This window comes from Allobosea sp. 47.2.35 (assembly GCF_024655635.1).
Taxonomy (GTDB): domain Bacteria; phylum Pseudomonadota; class Alphaproteobacteria; order Rhizobiales; family Beijerinckiaceae; genus Allobosea.
Genome location: NZ_JANLGI010000005.1, coordinates 53,277 through 70,781 on the forward strand (window position 1 = coordinate 53,277; position 17,505 = coordinate 70,781).

Sequence of the window (17,505 nt, forward strand, 5' to 3'; positions counted from 1 at the left end):
ACGCGCTCCGTCAGCTACTGGAGCGCGTCGCCTGCCAATCCAGCTTGGCGCCGGCCGCCTCGCTGCTGCCGGTCATGCGGTCGTTGTCGACACGCCCGGTATAGCTGCGCCCACCAGCCATGAAGCTGATCTCGCCGCCCTTCATGCGGGCGTCCGAGATCGGCTGCGCCTTGCCCGCGACCGTCAGGGTCCCCGACAGCTTCTGGAAGCTCTGCGCCAGCTTGAGCTCGCCATCGCCGAGCCGCCAGGTGCCCGCCACCTTGGCCGGGACGACCCAGTGATAGGCGCGGCAATAGCTCGAGCAGTTATCGGCGACGACAGCGGTCTCGTCCGGCTCCCAATCATCCATCATGAAGGTGTTGGAGACGACGCGGGTGCCCGGCTTCATGTTCAGGATCGTCGGCCGCAGCTTGAGATTGAGCTCCGGCAGCAGGAACAGCGTCAGCACCGTCGCGTCCGAGAAATTGGTCTCGAAGATATCGCCCTCGACGAAGCGCGCCTTGTCGGTCACGCCCTCGGCTTCCGCCGTGCGCTTCGACAGCGTCACCAGATCGGGATTGTATTCGATGCCGAGCGCGCGCACGCCGCGCTTGGCCGCCGAGATGACGGTGCGCCCGTCGCCCGAGCCGAGGTCGATCAGGTAGTCGTCCTTCGTCAGCCTGGCCATCTCGAACATGCGCTCGATCAGGACCTGCTGGGTCGGCACCCAGACGACATCCTTGCCCGGCTGGCCGGAGCGCGGCACGTAATCGGGGACCGCGCTGGGGTCCTTCGTCGCCTGGACGGGCTGGGCCTGGACGGCAAGTGGAGCGAGCAGGCCGATGGCGCAAGCGGCAGTGAGGATGCGAACGATCTTCATCATGTCTCTCCTGTCGGGCGGTCGTTACTTGAGCGGGGCAGGTGCGGCATCTGCGGGCAAGGCGGTCTCGGGCTCCCGGCGACGGAACAGCAGCAGCGGCAGGCCCGCCAGCACCACGGCGAGGCCGACGAGAGCGCCCTTCCCGGTATAGGCGAGGCTGGCATGCAGCATGTAGGCGCAAGCCATGCAGAAGAGGATCGGCGTCAGCGGATAGAGCGGCACCTTGAAGGGCAGCGTCCGCCCGGGCTCGCGCTAGCGCAGGATCGGCAGGGCGAGCCCCACCAGCAGCAGGAAGGCCCAGAATACCGGCGCGCTGTAATCGACCATGGCCTGGAAGCCGTCGCGGCTCGCGGCACCCAGCCCGACGAGCAGCAGCGCGACGGCGCCTTGCAGCAGCAGGCCGTTGGCCGGTGCTCGCCCGCGCTCGTCCCATTCGCCGACGCGCGGCAGCAGGGTGAGATCCCGCGCCATCGCGAAATAGACGCGCGCGCCGGTGAAGATCGTGGCGTTCAGGGTCGAAAGCGCGGCGACGACGATCGCGAGGCTGACGATCAACGCGCCCGGCTCGCCCGCGACACGCCGCATCATGTCGGCGGCGACCGCCTCCGAACGGCGCAAGCCGTCAAGGCCGAGGATCGAAAGCAGGGCGAGATTGGCCAGCACATAAATAGCGATCAGGATCAGCGTCCCGATCGTCAGCACCTTCACCATGTTGCGGGCGGGGTTCTTGAGCTCGCCCGAGAGATAGGCGGCCTCCGACCAGCCGCCATAGGTCAGCAGCACGAAGACCATGGCGAGCCCGATCGCGGCCGATGCCGGCGCGGGTGCGGCCGTTTGCGGCGGCGCCTCACCGCCTCCGAACAGCCCGAGCAGGATGATCGCCCCGAGCGCGCCGACCTCGACGAAGGTCATGACGATCTGCATCCTCTTGCTCTGGGTCGTACCGATGACGTTGAGCGCGGTCAGCGCGACGATGGAGAGCGCCGCATAGATCGCCGGCCCCATCGGCCCGATCGGCGCGATCTGCGCGGCGTAGTCGCCCAGCACGAAGGCGACGGCCGCGATCGCGCCGGTCTGGATCACGGTGCCGCGCGCCCAGCCGAACAGCATAGCGACCGGCCGGCCATAGGCGCGGGTCAGGAAATGATATTCGCCGCCGGCATGGGGATGGGCGGCGGCAAGCTCGGCATAGCAGAGCGCGCCGATCAGCGTGACAATGCCGCCCGCGACCCAGACGCCGATGAAGACGGCCTCGCTCCCGACATTGGCCGCGACGATCGCCGGCGTCTTGAAGATTCCGATCCCGACGACGATGCCGATCATGATCGTCACGGCATCGAAAACGGACAAGGTCGGCTGCGGCTCGGCCTTCGCGGCTGCGGGCATTCAGTCCCCCTCGTTTGATCAGAGTCGTACGACGGAAGTCGGATCGGAGAATGCGGCGGGAATGGCGGTTGTTCCGCTCACAAACCGGTCGGCAATGCTCACGGAACCGTGAGCGGGGCGTGATTGCGCGTGTTGCCCGGCGCACAAGCCGAGAATGATTGACTTCCCCCGCCTCATCCTGTCTTCACACCGGCCATGACCGATCTTTCGACCCTTCAGGCCCCGGTGGCCGAGGCGCCGCATGCGCGCCGGCGCACCTTCGCCATCATCTCGCACCCGGACGCGGGCAAGACGACGCTGACCGAGAAGCTGCTCTATTTCGGCGGTGCCATCCAGCTCGCCGGTGAAGTCCGCGCCAAGCAGGGCCGCCGCCAGACCTCCTCGGACTGGATGAAGATCGAGCGCCAGCGCGGCATCTCGGTCGTCACCTCTGTGATGACCTTCGAATATGGCGGCCACGTCTTCAACCTGTTGGACACGCCCGGCCACGAGGACTTCTCGGAAGACACCTACCGGACGCTGACCGCCGTCGACGCCGCCGTCATGGTCATCGACGCCGCCAAGGGCATCGAGGATCGCACCAAGAAGCTGTTCGAGGTCTGCCGCCTGCGCGACATCCCGATCGTCACCTTCATCAACAAGGTCGACCGCGAGACGCGCGACCCCTTCGACCTGATCAACGAGATCGAGACGACACTGGCGCTCGACGTCGCGCCGATGACCTGGCCGGTCGGCCGCGGCCGCGAATTCGTCGGCACCTACGATCTCAAGGCCAATACCTTCCGCCGCAACCAGAAGGGCGACGAGCGCGCCGAGGACCGCCAGGTCTCCGGCTGGGACGATCCGCTCTTCGACGAATTGCTGCCGCATGGCGCGGCCGAGACCTGGCGCGAGGAGGTCTTCCTCGCCGCCGAAGGCCTGAAGCCCTTCGATCTCCAGGCCTTCCGCGAGGGCCATCTGACCCCGCTCTATTTCGGCGCGGCTTTGCGCGACTATGGCGTGCGCGACCTGATCGATGCGCTGGGCGCCTATGCCCCGAGCCCGCGAGCCCAGCTCGCCGACAAGCGCCCGATCGAGGCGGACGAGCCGAAGATGACCGGCTTCGTCTTCAAGATCCAGGCGAACATGGACCCGAACCATCGCGACCGCATCGCCTTCATGCGGATCTGCTCGGGCAAGCTGACCCGCGGCATGAAGGCCAAGCTCGTCCGCACCGGCAAGCCGATGCCGCTCAACGCGCCGCAATTCTTCTTCGCCCGCGACCGCTCGATCGCCGAGGAAGCCTTTGCCGGCGACATTGTCGGCCTGCCGAACCACGGCACGCTGCGCATTGGCGACACGCTGACCGAGGGCGAGGACATCGTCTTCAAGGGCGTGCCGAGCTTCGCCCCGGAAATCCTGCGCCGCGTCAAGCTGAAGGATGCGATGAAGGCCAAGAAGCTGCGCGAGGCCCTGCAGCAGATGGCCGAGGAAGGCGTCGTCCAGCTCTTCCTGCCGCATGACGGCGCGCCCGCCATCGTCGGCGTCGTCGGCGCGCTCCAGCTCGACGTGCTCAAGGAGCGCATGGATGCGGAATACTCGCTCCCGGTCGATTTCGAGCCCTGCCAGTTCTCGATCGCCCGCTGGGTCTCTGCGGACGACAAGGTCGCGCTGGCGAAATTCGTCGGCCACAAGCCCTCGGCCATGGCCGACGATCTCGACGGCGACCCGGTCTTCATGGCGTCGAGCCAGTTCACGCTGAAATACGACGCCGAGCGCGCGCCCGACATCACCTTCTCGGACGTGAAGGACTACCAGAAGGTCACGAAGGCCTGATCGGCAGCCGTGGCCTGAAAGTCACAATCGGCACCAGCCGCTGCCTTGGTTGATCCGCATCAATTCGCATCACGCGAAACAGGCGCTGATGGAGCCATGAGCTGGAGCGGCCGACAGGCCGCCCCGGCTCGCCACTCCAGGGGCTGCCGCCATGACGTTTCATTCGATCAAACTTTCCCTCGCCGCCGCGCTGCTCGGCGCCACTGCCTTGACCGGCGCTCAGGCAGCCGACCTGCCTTCGACCAAGCTGGCCCCGATTGCGCCTGTCCTGACGCAGTGGAGCCCGTGGATGATCCGCGGCCGCGCGCTGTTCGTCGTCCCGCAGGAAAAGGCCAGCCTGAATATCGGCGGCGCGCCGGTCATCGGCGGCAAGGTCGATATCTCGAACTCGGTCGTCCCCGAACTCGACATCACCTATTTCTTCACTAAGAACATCGCGGCCGAGCTGATCCTCGGCGTCACCCCGCACAACGTGAAGGGCGCGGGCAGCCTCGCCGGCGCGCGCATCGGCTCGGCCTGGCTGCTGCCGCCGACCCTGATGCTGCAGTACCACTTCACCGATCTCGGCGCCTTCAAGCCCTATGTCGGCGCGGGCGTGAACTACACGGTCTTCTTCAACGAGAAGGCCAAGGGCGGCTTCACCGATTTCGATCTGAAGGACTCGTTCGGCTTCGCCCTGCAAGCCGGCTTCGACTACATGATCGACCGGCATTGGGGCTTCAACTTCGACGTCAAGAAGCTCTTCCTGGAGCCCAAGGTGAAGGTGAACAACGGCCTCGTCGCGGGCAAGGTCAAGATCGATCCCTGGCTGATCGCCGCGGGCGTGACCTACCGCTTCTGACCCTTCCCTCGCTGGATGATGAAGGGAGCGGTCCGCCGCTCCCTTTTGCCCGAGATTGCGAGCTCAGCGCTCGGCAAAGCCCAGCGGGATCGCCGAGGTCGATTTCAGCTCCTCCATTGCAAACATCGAGGTCACGTCGCTGAGGTCGATGCGCGAGATCAGCTTCTTGTAGAGCGCGTCATAGGCCGCGATATCGGCGACATAGGCCTTGAGCAGATAATCGATCTCGCCGCTCATCCGGTAGAAATCGACGATCTCGGGCAGGTCATGCACCGCCTGGTGGAAGCGCTCCAGCCACTCCATCGAATGGCGCGCCGTCTTGACCGCGATGAAGACCGTGACGCCGGCCTTGAGCTTGTCGCGATCGAGCAGCGCGACGCGGCGCTTGATATAGCCGCCCTCCTCCAGCTTCTGCACCCGCCGCCAGCACGGCGAGGACGACAGCCCCACCGCCTCGGCGAGCTCGGCGAGCGGCAGGCTGGCATCCTCCTGCAAACGCGCCAGGATACGCAGGTCGAAAGCATCGAGCTTGGCCATGGCTCCTCGTAAAAATCAGAATCAGCTTCCTCTCCAGCGAATGAAGCCGAGAGAAATTTCCACACATAATCCCATGCAAGGCATACAATTCCAACTGGGGATGAAAATTCTCCAACTCCGCAAACCACTGCCTCGGTTCGCGTCCTATCATTTCCCGAGTGATCCAGAGGGGAATGGCATGCAGGGTTTTCTCAGCGAGGAGCGGCGCGGGGCCGTGCTGCGCAATCTGCGGACCGATGCCGGCACGATGACGCGCGACTACCTGAGCGCCGCCCGCGAAGTGCTGCAGGAGCTCGTCGCCATGCCTGACCTGATCCAGCGCCTGCCGCTGGAACGCAAGGCCGGCTGCTATAGCCGCAACCTCCTCGCCGGCGACGAGAACGTCAGCGTCTGGGCGATCGTCTGGGGCGAAGGCTCTGCCACCTCGATCCACGACCACCATTGTTCCTGCTGCTTCGGTGTCGTCTCCGGCACCGTCACCGAGACCTGGTATCGCGCCATCGACGCCAATCGCGCCGTGCAGACCGAGGAGCAGGAGCGCAAGCCGGGCTATGTCGCCTGCATGCTGCCCTCGGGTCCGAATATCCACCGCATGCGCAATTTCGGGGCGGGCGAGGCGATCTCGATCCATATCTACGGCTTCGACCACGAGGTGCATGCCTCCTCGATCGAGACCGAATACACCGCCGTCAGCGGCTGACCTTTCCCGCGGATATCTTATCCCCTGCCCCGCGACAGCGGCGATGATGCCCTCCTTCCCCGGGAGGGCATTTTCATGTCGATGCGCGCCATCGGAAACTGGGTCGGTCTCGACCACGCAGCCGAGCCGAGGCTGGCGGTCACGCGCGAGCGCCTGCTGCGCCTCGCCCCTTCCGCCAAAGCGACGATCGTCGCCGGCATTGCCGAGCGCTTCGACGAACTGGCCGCTGATCACGACATCGCGACACCCCGACGCATCTGCCATCTCCTGGCGCAGGCAGCGCACGAGACCGACGGCTTCCGCACGCTGGAGGAATATGGCGGCCCCGCCTATTTCAGCCGCTACGAGGGCCGCCGCGACCTCGGCAACATCCAGGCCGGCGACGGCGTCCGCTATCACGGCCGCGGCATCTTTCAGCTGACTGGCCGGACGAATTACCGGCGCTTCGGCCAGATTCTCGGCATTGATCTGGAGCGCAATCCCGAGCTGGCGATGCAGCCCGAAACCTCGCTGCGCGTCGCCTTCGCCTATTGGAGCGAGCGCGCGATCAATGCCGCCGCCGATGCCGACGACGTGGAACGCGTGACCAGGCTGATCAATGGTGGTCGCAACGGGCTGGTGGAGCGGGCCCGGTATCTCGCGAAGGCAAAGGGCATTTGGCTCTGAGGGGCCTTCGCGCGTGCCGGGATCGGTGATGCCCGGCGCTTCCTTGGGGATAAGTCCCGAAAAAGTTCCATGACAAGCGGGAATGCTCGCTGCATGCCGCAAGCAGGCCCATCGCCTTGCGAGGCATCCCGCACCGCTCCATCATCGGGTCATGACGACGCCTGCCGATATCCGGACCGACCATCGCCCGCCGCTCTGGGCGGCGCTCGCCATCGCGATCCTGCCGGTCGTTGCCGCCTCGATCGCCGGCAGCGCGGTGACCGTCCCGCAGATCCCGACCTGGTATGCCGGCCTCGCCAAGCCGCCCTTCAATCCGCCGAACTGGATCTTCGCACCGGTCTGGACCACGCTTTTCGCGCTGATGGCGCTTAGCGTTTTCCGCATCCTGCGCCTGCCGGTCGGCATCCCCGGCCGCCGGCGCGCGCTGCTGGTCTACCACCTGCAGCTCAACTTCAATATCGGCTGGTCCTTCGCCTTCTTCGGCGCCAACAGCCCGCTGGCCGGCCTCGCTGTCATCCTGCCGCTGCTGGTCCTGATCGTCGCGACGATCGCGGCCTTCCGACCACTCGACCGGCTCGCCTCCAACCTGCTCTGGCCCTATTTCGCCTGGGTCGGCTTCGCGACGCTGCTCAACGCCTCGATCTGGTGGCTGAACCGCTAGAGCATCGGACCGAAAAGTGGGAACCGCTTTTCGGAAGAAGCAGATGCCAAAGCAAGGAGCTGGATCGTCACCTCGCGCCCGGAAGGGCGCGCGACGATCTAGCCGATCGAGCGCTCGATCACCTTCATCACGGTCGCGCGCAGATCGGCGATGGTGAAGGGCTTGGCCATCACCTCGGACACGATCGACTCGAGGCTCTTGGCCCGCTCGCGCTGCTCGGCATAGCCGGTCATCAGCATGATCGTCAGCTCCGGGAACTGCTGCTTGGCCGCAAGCGCCAGCGCGATGCCGTCCATCAGCGGCATGCGGATATCGGTCAGCAGCAGGTCGAAGCGGCCCTGCTCCGCTTCGAGGATATCCAGCGCCTCGGCCCCATCGGATGCGGTCAGGCAGCTATGCCCGTCGAGGCTCAGGCCGCGCGCGACCAGCACGCGCAGCGGCTCCTCGTCATCGACGACCAGAATACGCGACATGGATACTCCTCAGATGCCGGGCAGGCCGGCCTGATCATCGGTCTCGACCACGCCGACGAAGGGCAGCTGCCGATAGGAATGAGCCACGTCCATGCCGTAGCCGACCACGAAATAATCCGGGCATTCGAAGCCGACATAATCCGCCTGGATATTGACCGCCCGCTTATGCGGCTTTTCCAGCAGCACGGCGGTCGAGACCTTCCCGGCGCCGCGTGCCGCCAGCAGATCCTTGGCGAAGGCCAGCGTCCGGCCGGATTCGAGGATGTCGTCGACCAGCAGCACGTCGCGCCCGCGCACCTCGCTCTGGACGTCGCGCAGAATCTCGACCTGGCCCGAGGAGGTCGTGCCGGCCCGGTAGCTCGACAGGTGAACGAACTCGACCTGCGGCGAGAGCCCGGTGCGGTGCATCGCGCGGATCAGGTCGGCGGCAAACATGAAGGAGCCCTTCAGGACGGCGACGACGAGCAGGTCCTTCGGGTTGCTGGCCGCAATGGCCTGCGCCATCTCCTCGTTGCGCCGCGCGATCGCCGCTTCATCGTAGAGAACCCTGATGCGCCGTTCCGGCATGATGACTCCGTTTCGATATCCGGCCGCAACCAGCCTCGCGCTACGCCGATGCGCCAGCGAGCCGATGCGGCCAATGTCTGCGAACGCCGTCCGGTTCGGCACCGGAACGGTCGGCAGACACCCGTCCTAGCAGCCTCAGTGCTTGCTGGCGAGATTGGCCGCGCTCTGCGCGGATGTGAAGCGCACCTTGACCGACTGCCCCTGCTCCGGTGGCGAGGCCAGCCGGGCCCTGAAGCGGACGAGCTCGGCCGGCTCCAGGCTCGCGCGCGGCGGCTCGGTCGTCCAGGTGTAGAGCGTCGCGCCGCCGGCATCCTTGACCGCGACCTCGATCAGCGGCACCGCCGTCTTGCTTTTGGTGATGTTGGTGACATCGCCCTCGACGATGAGGAAACGGTTCTGGCCGTCGGCAACGACCCCGCTCTCGATAGAGCTGAGGCTGAGGCCCCGGACATTCACGGGCATGCCGATTGTCTCGAACAGGCCGGCCAATTGCGGCGCAGCGCGGACAACCGCCTGGCGCTGCCAAGCGACGATTCCAATCAAGGCAAGACCCGCGAGCGCCGCCGCCACCGGCAGCCCCGCTCCGCCCCGGCGCAGGAAGGCGCTCGACGCCTTGCCCGGCTTGGCAGGGCGCTTGCCCCGGCGCTTCGGCACGGCAGCGACCGGCGCCTCGACGACCGGAGGCTTCTCGGAAACACCCTGCGCGCCCGCTTCGGCAGCTAGCGCGGTGATCTCGGCATCGATCGCGGCGGCGCGCTCCAACTCCTCGGCGAGCAGCGCCTGGGTCTCGGCCTCGCTCGGCGGCTCGGGGAAGGCGCTCGGCTCGACATGCCAGGATGTCTTGCAGCTGGCACATCGCACCTTGCGCCCTTCCGGCCCCAGTTTGGCCGCGTCGAGTTCATATTGGCTCGCGCAGGATGGGCAGACGATCAGCATGGGTGCGAGCCAACTCCTTCAAGACGGTTGCGGCAAGCGCTTCGGCACGGCAGCGAGGCGCTGCACCACAGCAGCAATTGCGCGCGTCTCCATTGGCGCGATTTATGGTTAACGCCTCGTGAAGAATCTTCGGCGCAGATTGGCCGCGTCACGGTCTTTCCGCGCGCGTCGGCTTGCGGTGTAGGATCGTCCGCGGATTCGCAAGAGATCGGTTCAACGAGGAAGACCGCTTGGTTCGGTTCGAGAATGTCGGCCTGCGATACGGCATGGGCCCGGAGGTGCTGAAGGACATCAACTTCAGCATCGAGCCGCGCTCGTTCCAGTATCTCACCGGTCCCTCCGGGGCCGGCAAGACGACGCTGATGCGCCTCATCCTGATGGCGCTGAAACCGACGCGCGGGCTGGTCAACCTGTTCGGCCAGGATGTCTCGCGGCTCGACCCGGATACGCTGACAGCCTTCCGCCGCCGCATGGGCGTCGTCTTCCAGGATTTCCGCCTGCTCGATCATCTCACGGTCTATGAGAACGTCGCGCTGCCGCTTCGCGTCCTCGGCAAGGAGGAGGCGAGCTACCGCGCCGAGGTCGTCGAGTTGCTGCGCTGGGTCGGGCTCGGCGAGCGCATGCATGCCGTACCGCCGGTGCTCTCCGGTGGCGAGAAGCAGCGCGCGGCCATCGCCCGCGCCCTGATCAGCCGGCCAGAGCTCCTGCTCGCCGACGAGCCCACCGGCAATGTCGATCCCGGCCTCGGCCGGCGTTTGCTGCGCCTGTTCATGGAGTTGCAATCGCTCGGCACCGCCGTCGTCATCGCGACGCATGACCTCAACCTCATGGATATCTACGACGCACCGCGCCTCGTACTGGCCGACGGACACCTCCATGTCGACGCCTGAAGCCAGCGACCGGGAGCCCGGACGAACGGAGCGCGGCCTGCCCGCCAACCTTCGGCGCGACCAGCCGCTCGTCCCCGTCGACAATGTCGCCGGCCGCGCGCTGATGGCGGTGATCGCGATCCTGACCTTCCTCGCTTCGCTCAGCGCGGGGGCAGCGGTCCTCGCCGCGCGCGCCTCCGATCAGTGGCGCGGCGCCATCTCCAACGAAATGACCATCCAGGTCCGCCCCGATTCGCATCGCAAGATCGACGATGACGTCGCCCGCGCCGTCATGCTCGCCAGCGGGCTGAAGGAGGTCGAGAGCGTCCGCGCCGTGCCCAAGGCCGAATCCGACAAGCTGCTCGAGCCCTGGCTCGGCACGGGGCTCGACCTCGTCGAATTGCCGGTGCCACGCCTGATCGTGCTCAAGCTCAGATCGGAAGCAGGCTCCGATCTCGCCGGCTTCGGCGCGACGCTTCGTCGCGAAATACCAACCGCGACGCTCGACGACCACCGGCTCTGGGTCCGGCGCCTCTCCGCCATGGCCGGCACCATCATCGCATCCGGCTTCGCGATCGTGCTGCTCGTCCTGACGGCGGCGGCGCTCGCCGTCGCCTTCGCCACCCGCGGCGCGATGGCCGGCAGCCGCGACAGCGTCGAGGTCCTGCATTTCGTCGGGGCCAACGACGATTTCATCGCACGCGAATTCCAGAGCCGCTTCATCCGGCTCGGCCTTCGTGGCGGCCTGTTCGGCGGCCTTGCTGCCATCGCCACGATCGCCGTGCTCGGCTTCCTCGCCTCGCGCTGGAGCGCGACGCCCGAGGCCGAGCAGCTGCAGGCCCTGTTCGGTGCTTTCGAGATCGGCTGGACGGGCTATGGTGCCGTCATCCTCGTCGCGCTCGTCGTCGCCGTCATCGCCGGCCTCGTCTCCCGCTTCACCGTGCGTCACCACTTGAGGATGCTGGCATGAGCATCGCAAGCACGGCGCGACATCAACCAAGCCTTAACCGTTGCGGCACAGCCGGACGTAAGTCCGCCGCCGTTATGCCCGATTGGCGCGCTAGGACGGCGGCGTCATGGCCATGATCGGCAACACAGACGACCATCTCACGATGGCCCGGTCCGATTCCGCGCCCCGGAGCGGCAAGCCTGCCCGGTCGATCTCGCTGCGCCGCATTCTCGGCCTGACGGCGGCCACTCTCGCTGGTGCCGGGATTCTGCTCCTGGGCATGGGCTATGTCCGTTTCGCCGGCATGATCGACGCGCGCGAACCGGCCACCACGCCACGCACCGATGCGATCGTCGTCGTCACCGGCGGCGCCCAGCGCGTCGGCGACGCCATGGGCCTGCTCGGGGCGGAGCGCGGACGACGGCTCCTGATCAGCGGCGTCAACGAGAAGACCGGCCGCGAGGAGCTCGCCAAGCTGAACCCCGCCACGCGCGACCTGCTCGCCTGCTGCGTCGATCTCGACTATCGCGCGCGCAACACCATCGGCAACGCCATCGAGGCCCGCCGCTGGCTCCGCCGCCACGGCTTCCGCTCGCTGCTAGTCGTGACCTCGAACTACCACATGCCGCGCACGCTCGCCGAATTCGCCCATGCGATGCCGGGCGTCGAACTCGTCGCCCATCCGGTCGTGACCGAGCATATCGACACGGCTGGCTGGTGGAACCGCTGGTCCACCATCAAGGTCCTCGTGCCGGAATACGCGAAATACCTCGTCGCGCGCCTGCGCAGCCTCGTCGAGAGCGACCCGGAAACCTCGCGCCTTTCGGTGATCATCGGCGGCCGCAAGCCGGTTTCGCCAAAGCCCGCCGACGTGCTCGGCCCGGCAGCCGAGAAGCGCACGCGCCTTCCGGGCGAGCATCGCCACGAAGGTTGATGGCGAAAAGCCAAGGCGATGCTTGACCGGGACGGCATCTCGGGCTCATTGCGCAGCATGCTCGTCCTGCGCTCCCTCGCCTTCAATATCCTGTTCTATGCCAATCTCGTCCTCTGGCTGATCTTCGCGGTCCTGCCCGCGCTGCTGCTGCCGAAACGCGCGCTGCTGGCGGTCGCGATCGGCTGGTCGCACTCGTCGCTCTGGCTGATGCGCGTCATCGCCGGCACGCGCTACGAGATCACCGGCACCGAGAACATCCCGCAGGGCGGCCTGATGGTCGGCGCCAAGCACCAGTCCTTCCTGGAGACCTTCGCGCTGGTCACCGTGTTCACGAACCCGGTCTTCATCCTGAAGCGCGAGCTGACTTGGATCCCAGTCTTCGGCTGGGCACTGACCAAGATGCGGATGATTCCGGTCAATCGCGGCGCCCGCGCCCGTGCGCTGTCCGACGTCACGCGCCGCGCCAAGATCGAGCTCGGCCAGAACGGCCGCCAGCTCCTGATCTTCCCGGAAGGTACCCGCCGCGCGCCCGGCGCCCCGCCGGCCTACAAATTCGGCGCCGCCCATCTCTACGCCGAGCTCGGCGTGCCCTGCGTCCCCGTTGCGCTGAACACCGGCCTGTACTGGCCCCGCCGCAAGTTCCTGCGCCGCCCGGGCACCGTTCGGATCGAGATACTGCCGGCGATCGAGCCAGGGCTCGACAAGGTCGCCTTCCAGGCCATCCTTCAGGAGCGGATCGAGACGGCGAGCGACCGCCTTCTGGCTCAGGGCCGCGCGGAACTCGCCGCGCGCGGCATGGACCCGCTCGCCAACTCCTGACACACCCTGACAGCAGCGGAACAGGAAAGCGCCGACTCCATCGCCGGCAGCGCTTGACTTATCCCCATATCGTTCCCATTTTGTTCCTATCACTGGAGGAACGGATATGGCCGCTCTCGCCTATCGCTACACCCCCGATCTCTTCGACGAGGCCCCTGTCGCCCGCGAAATGCCCCTGCGCAGCACCGCGGCTCTCAACGAGCGCCGCTTCACGGCCTGGCGCGGTCGCTCGGGCCGGCGTTATGTCGCCTCGGTCTTCTCGGTCGACGACACGCATGCCCTGAGCTTCACCGATGCGGTGCTTCTTGCGATCTCGGCCGATCGGCGCGTCATCGCCGCCCGCGATTCCGGCCCGTTTGGCATCGAGGCCGCGCTCGGCCGCTGGCAGCGCGCGGTCATGGCCGCAGGCGCCTGCGAGATCCATGTCCATCTGCTCGCCGAGGACGGGATGAGCCGCCGCGCCGCCTTGCTCGACCTGATGCCGGAAGCCAGCCCGGAAGGCTGATCAACCCGTCAGCGGCGGATGGGGTGCGCCTAGCCCCGGCGCCAGCTGCTGCGCGAGTTCCGCCAGCACGGGATCGAAGATACCCATCTTGCGCAGATGATCATGCGTCTGCAGCACATAATCCGGGTTCTCGCCGGACTGGCCCTTGCCCTCCCGCACGAGCTTGAGCAGCTGCGCCGCGGGCAGCTTGCCGGCATATTGCAGGTGCTTGCGGTCAGCGACATAGACGATGCCGCGCACCTGCCGGCCATCCTCCAGCTTCAGCGGCACATGGCGTTCGAGATAGACCGCCGTCGCCTGCTCGCGTGCCCGGAGATAATCCACCGTCTCCTGCGCCTGTCCAGCCGCGACGCGGAAGGCAAGGCCGCGGCAAACCCCGCCGCGATCGAGCCCCAGCACCAGTCCCGGCCGCTCCGGCGTGCCGCGGTGCACATGCGAGAATACGCAAAGCGAGCGGTGATAGCCGTGGAGCCGCGCCTGCACGCTCTCCTCGAAGGCGAAGCCCGGCCGCCAGATCAGCGAGCCATAGCCGAAGACCCAGAGATCCGTTGCGCCGAATTCGGTCGTCATCCTCGTCCCATAATTTGGCCGCGCCGGCCTGCTTGCTTGAGCATCAGACCGAAAAGCGGTACCCGCTTTTCAAGCAAATCCGGTGTCACGACAACGAGATAGATCGGCCGCGACGGCAGTCCGGGCGATCTAGCGATCCGCCCGCCTCCGCGCAAGGAATGCCTGCCGCATGACCGATACTCTTCCGACGCGCCGCCGCAGCCGCTTCTGGCTCTATGGCCCCTTCATGCTGCTGGTCGTCCTCGCCGTCGCCTGGTCCACCTTCTGGTTCTATGCGCGCGGCCGCGTCTCGGCCGAGATCGAGAACGCGCTGGCCCGCGAGGCGCAGCGCGGCCGCACCTGGACCTGCACCGACCGCTCCGTCAGCGGTTTCCCCTTCCGCATCGAACTACGCTGCAACGCGCTGGCCCTGACCTCGACGCGCTGGGGCGATGCGGTCCGCGTCGAGACCGGCCCCGCCGTTGCCGTCGCTCAGGTCTATTCGCCCGGCCTCGTCATCTTCGAGGTGTCGGGCCCGGCCAAGGCAACCCTCCCCGAAGGCCGCCTCTTCGACCTCAGCTGGAAAAGCCTCGGCGCCAGCCTCGCCTGGCGCAGCCCCGAACGCTTCGCGCTCGTCGCCAGCGAACCGCGCGGCGTGCTGACCACGCCCGGCCTCGCCACCGAGACCTGGGGTGCGGCCGCCCTCGAAGCGCATCTGCGCCGCAACCCGACGCGCCCCGCAACCGAGCAGGCCGTCGACATCGCCATCTCCGCCAAGGGCACGATCCTGCCACCGATCGATGCCCTGCTTGGGAACACCGAAGCCGGCGAGATCGCCCTGCAGGCGACGCTCACTCAGGCCGAAAGCTTCCGCAAGGGCTTCAATCCCGACGCCCTCGAAACCTGGCGCACGGCGAACGGCACGCTCGAACTGACGCGCCTCGTCTCGACCAAGGGCAAGGCACGCGTCGATGGCAGCGGCCAGTTGATCCTCGATCAACTGCACCGCGTCGCCGGCGATCTCCAGCTGGCGGCGGCCGGCATCGAGCAGATCGGCGGCCTGCGCATCGGCAACCTGCTTGGCGGCCTCGGCGGCTTCCTGGGCGGACGCGGCAGCAATGCCGGCGCGGCGCCCGGCCTCACCACTCTGCCGCCGGTCTCGCTGCGCGAAGGCCGGGTCTTCATCGGCCCGTTCCGCCTGCCGCTCCAGCCGCTGCCGCCGCTCTACTGACAGCAAAGAAAAGGGGCGCCTCGCGGCGCCCCTTCAAACTCTCGACGGCAGAGCCGGCTCAGGCCGCCGGCAGCGCGGCGCGCGGCGCCTCGATGCGGGTGATCGCCTTCTTCACGGCCTCCTGCACCTTCTCGAAGGCACGCACCTCGATCTGGCGGACGCGCTCGCGCGACACGCCGAACTCCTCGGAGAGCTGCTCCAGCGTGATCGGGTCCTCAGCCAGGCGGCGCGCCTCGAAGATGCGGCGCTCGCGCGGATTGAGCACTTCCAGCGCCTCGCGCAGCGCCGAGTGGCGGTTATCCGCCTCCTCGGAATCGGCGAGGCGGCGCTCCTGGCTTTCCGAATCGTCGACCAGCCAGTCCTGCCATTCGCCCTCGCCATCCTCACGCAGCGGCGTGTTGAGCGACGCGTCGCCGCCGAGGCGGCGATTCATGTCGACCACGTCCTGCTCGTTGACGCCGAGCTTGGTCGCGATCTGCTGCACCTGATCGGGGCGCAGATCGCCCTCGCCCAGTGCCGAGATCTTGCTCTTGGCCTTGCGCAGGTTGAAGAACAGCTTCTTCTGGTTCGCGGTGGTGCCCATCTTCACCAGCGACCACGAACGCAGGATGTATTCCTGGATCGAGGCCTTGATCCACCACATCGCATAGGTGGCGAGGCGGAAGCCCTTCTCGGGCTCGAAGCGCTTCACCGCCTGCATCAGGCCGACATTGCCTTCCGACACGACTTCGCCGATCGGCAGGCCGTAGCCGCGATAGCCCATGGCGATCTTGGCGACGAGGCGCAGGTGCGAGGTCACGAGCTTGTGCGCCGCATCGCGGTCGCCATGCTCCCGCCAGCGCTTGGCCAGCATGTATTCCTCGCTCGGTTCCAGCATCGGGAACTTGCGGATTTCATCGAGATAACGTGACAGCCCGCCTTCGGCGGACAGGACGGGCAGCGAAGCACTCGCCATGCTCGTTCTCCTCATCGAGGCCCCCGCTTGGCGGCAGGCCCTCCGCGCGATCAACCTTCGCGCAGGCTTCGGATTCGGCAAAACGATCCAACGCTGGAACCTGTCATCGGTTCGGTCGGAACGCTCGCTTGCGGCGCCCCCTTGGCCATCCGCATCCGAACAACCCCAGTATATGCGAACTCACTCTGGCGGAAAGGTGGCAAAATCGCCCGGTTCGCTCACAGCCGCGCGAGCGCTGCTTGCAAATTCGCAAAATCCTCGGGCGGTTCGGACTCGAACAGCATCTCTTCACCGCTCGCCGGATGCTCGAAACCGAGAATCGCCGCATGCAACGCCTGTCGGCCGAGCGTGGCCAATGCCGCTTGCGCATCGGCGGGCAGGCGGACCGCCTTGGTGGCGAAGCCCGAGCCGTAGAGTTGGTCGCCGAGCAAGGGATGGCCGATATGGCTCATATGCACGCGGATCTGGTGCGTGCGCCCGGTCTCCAGCCGGCATTCGATCAGGCTCGCCAGCGGCTCGGTCTCGTCCAGCCCCTTCAGCAAGGGCGGAAAGCGCTGGAGCAGTTCGATATGGGTGATCGCCTCGCGCCCGCGCCCTTCCTTCACCACGGTCATCTTCTCGCGGTTGCGGGTCGAGCGTTCGATCGGCGCGTCGATCGTGCCCTCGCGCAGGCGCGGCACGCCCCAGGCGATGGCGAGATAGGCGCGTTGCAATGGCCCGGTGCGGCCATGGTCGGCGAACTGCTTGGCGAGCTTCTGATGCGCGCGGTCGTTCTTGGCGACGACGAGCAGGCCGCTGGTATCCTTGTCGAGCCGGTGCACGATGCCCGGCCGCCGGATGCCGCCGATGCCGGACAGGCTCTCGCCGCAATGGGCGATCAGCGCGTTGACCAGCGTGCCGTCCTCATGGCCCCCGGCCGGGTGGACGACGAGCCCTGCCGGCTTGTCGATCACGATGAGGTGCTCGTCCTCATAGACGACGTCGAGCGGGATATCCTGCCCGACCGGATCGGCCGGCTTCGCGGCCGGCATGACGAGCGCGATCGTGTCGCCCTCGACCACCTTGCGGCTGCCATCGCTGAAGACGGCGCCGTTGAGGCTGACCCCGCCCTCCTTGATGACCTGCTGGAGACGCGCGCGCGAAATCTCGCCGGCGAGAAGGGCGAGCGCCTTGTCCAGGCGCTGGCCGGCCTGCTCGGGACCAACCGTCAGGGTAACAGCGGCATTCGGATCGAGAGTGGATGTCATCGCGTC

At 66.9% G+C, this 17,505-nt stretch carries 21 protein-coding genes; 11 read left to right on the plus strand and 10 right to left on the minus strand.

Annotation, left to right across the window (positions count from 1 at the left end):
* Positions 1–10 precede the first annotated feature (10 nt).
* From NUV79_RS08510 to NUV79_RS08520, 3 genes are read right to left on the minus strand one after another with little or no spacing between them, the layout of a single operon-like run.
* Complete coding sequence (locus NUV79_RS08510; protein ID WP_257732643.1) at positions 11–862, minus strand: class I SAM-dependent methyltransferase; 852 nt, start codon at positions 860–862, stop codon at positions 11–13.
* A 21-nt stretch (positions 863–883) separates the two neighbouring features.
* Entirely contained in the window at positions 884–1,081 is a 198-nt protein-coding gene (locus NUV79_RS08515) for a hypothetical protein (RefSeq protein ID WP_257732644.1), read from the minus strand.
* A gap of 30 nt (positions 1,082–1,111) precedes the next feature.
* The gene (locus NUV79_RS08520) at positions 1,112–2,245 is read right to left on the minus strand and encodes an APC family permease (protein ID WP_257732645.1); all 1,134 of its coding nucleotides are present in this window, start codon (positions 2,243–2,245) and stop codon (positions 1,112–1,114) included.
* Between the two features lie 195 nt (positions 2,246–2,440).
* Between NUV79_RS08520 and NUV79_RS08525 the strand changes: the two genes are divergently transcribed.
* Complete coding sequence (locus NUV79_RS08525; RefSeq protein ID WP_257732646.1) at positions 2,441–4,060, plus strand: peptide chain release factor 3; 1,620 nt, start codon at positions 2,441–2,443, stop codon at positions 4,058–4,060.
* Between the two features lie 151 nt (positions 4,061–4,211).
* A complete protein-coding gene (locus NUV79_RS08530) occupies positions 4,212–4,901 on the plus strand; it encodes an OmpW/AlkL family protein (RefSeq protein ID WP_257732647.1) in 690 nt (229 codons plus the stop codon).
* Between the two features lie 63 nt (positions 4,902–4,964).
* On the opposite strand, the gene NUV79_RS08535 is transcribed toward NUV79_RS08530, so the two are convergent.
* Positions 4,965–5,438 (minus strand): Lrp/AsnC family transcriptional regulator, encoded by a 474-nt coding sequence (locus NUV79_RS08535; RefSeq protein ID WP_257732648.1) that lies wholly within the window; start codon positions 5,436–5,438, stop codon positions 4,965–4,967.
* Between the two features lie 178 nt (positions 5,439–5,616).
* On the opposite strand from NUV79_RS08535, the gene NUV79_RS08540 reads away from it, so the two are divergent.
* From NUV79_RS08540 to NUV79_RS08550, 3 genes are all read left to right on the plus strand, one after another.
* Positions 5,617–6,138 carry a cysteine dioxygenase gene (locus NUV79_RS08540; protein WP_257732649.1) on the plus strand — a complete coding sequence of 174 codons (522 nt, stop codon included), beginning with the start codon at positions 5,617–5,619 and terminating at the stop codon, positions 6,136–6,138.
* 75 nt (positions 6,139–6,213) lie between these two features.
* The gene (locus tag NUV79_RS08545) at positions 6,214–6,804 is read left to right on the plus strand and encodes a glycoside hydrolase family 19 protein (RefSeq protein ID WP_257732650.1); all 591 of its coding nucleotides are present in this window, start codon (positions 6,214–6,216) and stop codon (positions 6,802–6,804) included.
* Positions 6,805–6,955: 151 nt separating this feature from the next.
* Entirely contained in the window at positions 6,956–7,465 is a 510-nt protein-coding gene (locus NUV79_RS08550; RefSeq protein ID WP_257732651.1) for a TspO/MBR family protein, read from the plus strand.
* 98 nt (positions 7,466–7,563) lie between these two features.
* On the opposite strand, the gene NUV79_RS08555 is transcribed toward NUV79_RS08550, so the two are convergent.
* The 3 genes from NUV79_RS08555 to NUV79_RS08565 all read right to left on the minus strand — a co-directional run bounded on the left by NUV79_RS08555 (position 7,564) and on the right by NUV79_RS08565 (position 9,441).
* Complete coding sequence (locus NUV79_RS08555) at positions 7,564–7,938, minus strand: response regulator (protein WP_257732652.1); 375 nt, start codon at positions 7,936–7,938, stop codon at positions 7,564–7,566.
* Between the two features lie 9 nt (positions 7,939–7,947).
* Positions 7,948–8,505 carry a hypoxanthine phosphoribosyltransferase gene (gene hpt / locus NUV79_RS08560; RefSeq protein WP_257732653.1) on the minus strand — a complete coding sequence of 186 codons (558 nt, stop codon included), beginning with the start codon at positions 8,503–8,505 and terminating at the stop codon, positions 7,948–7,950.
* Positions 8,506–8,640: 135 nt separating this feature from the next.
* On the minus strand, positions 8,641–9,441 hold the full coding sequence (locus tag NUV79_RS08565; RefSeq protein WP_257732654.1) for a zinc-ribbon domain-containing protein: 801 nt from the start codon (positions 9,439–9,441) through the stop codon (positions 8,641–8,643).
* A 266-nt stretch (positions 9,442–9,707) separates the two neighbouring features.
* Between NUV79_RS08565 and ftsE the strand changes: the two genes are divergently transcribed.
* From ftsE to NUV79_RS08590, 5 genes are all read left to right on the plus strand, one after another.
* Positions 9,708–10,331: a cell division ATP-binding protein FtsE gene (gene ftsE, locus NUV79_RS08570; RefSeq protein ID WP_374679082.1), complete on the plus strand. Its 624-nt coding sequence runs from the start codon at positions 9,708–9,710 to the stop codon at positions 10,329–10,331.
* Positions 10,318–11,280, plus strand: coding sequence for a cell division protein FtsX (locus tag NUV79_RS08575; RefSeq protein ID WP_257732656.1), 963 nt, complete (start codon positions 10,318–10,320; stop codon positions 11,278–11,280). The genes ftsE and NUV79_RS08575 overlap by 14 nt, the downstream gene beginning before the upstream one ends.
* 112 nt (positions 11,281–11,392) lie before the next feature.
* A complete protein-coding gene (locus tag NUV79_RS08580) occupies positions 11,393–12,193 on the plus strand; it encodes a YdcF family protein (RefSeq protein WP_257732657.1) in 801 nt (266 codons plus the stop codon).
* A gap of 18 nt (positions 12,194–12,211) precedes the next feature.
* Positions 12,212–13,012 carry a lysophospholipid acyltransferase family protein gene (locus NUV79_RS08585; protein WP_257732658.1) on the plus strand — a complete coding sequence of 267 codons (801 nt, stop codon included), beginning with the start codon at positions 12,212–12,214 and terminating at the stop codon, positions 13,010–13,012.
* A gap of 106 nt (positions 13,013–13,118) precedes the next feature.
* Positions 13,119–13,517, plus strand: a complete 399-nt coding sequence (locus tag NUV79_RS08590; protein WP_257732659.1) for a hypothetical protein — start codon at positions 13,119–13,121, stop codon at positions 13,515–13,517.
* On the opposite strand, the gene NUV79_RS08595 is transcribed toward NUV79_RS08590, so the two are convergent.
* Positions 13,518–14,087: a gamma-glutamylcyclotransferase gene (locus NUV79_RS08595; protein ID WP_257732660.1), complete on the minus strand. Its 570-nt coding sequence runs from the start codon at positions 14,085–14,087 to the stop codon at positions 13,518–13,520.
* 169 nt (positions 14,088–14,256) lie between these two features.
* Here NUV79_RS08595 and NUV79_RS08600 point away from each other — a divergent pair, with 169 nt between their 5' ends.
* On the plus strand, positions 14,257–15,297 hold the full coding sequence (locus NUV79_RS08600; protein ID WP_257732661.1) for a DUF2125 domain-containing protein: 1,041 nt from the start codon (positions 14,257–14,259) through the stop codon (positions 15,295–15,297).
* A 58-nt stretch (positions 15,298–15,355) separates the two neighbouring features.
* Here the strand turns inward: NUV79_RS08600 and rpoH are convergent, their stop codons facing one another.
* Both rpoH and NUV79_RS08610 read right to left on the minus strand, forming a co-directional pair.
* On the minus strand, positions 15,356–16,252 hold the full coding sequence (gene rpoH / locus NUV79_RS08605) for an RNA polymerase sigma factor RpoH (RefSeq protein WP_257732662.1): 897 nt from the start codon (positions 16,250–16,252) through the stop codon (positions 15,356–15,358).
* A gap of 218 nt (positions 16,253–16,470) precedes the next feature.
* On the minus strand, positions 16,471–17,499 hold the full coding sequence (locus NUV79_RS08610) for an RluA family pseudouridine synthase (protein WP_257732663.1): 1,029 nt from the start codon (positions 17,497–17,499) through the stop codon (positions 16,471–16,473).
* Positions 17,500–17,505: the final 6 nt, after the last annotated feature.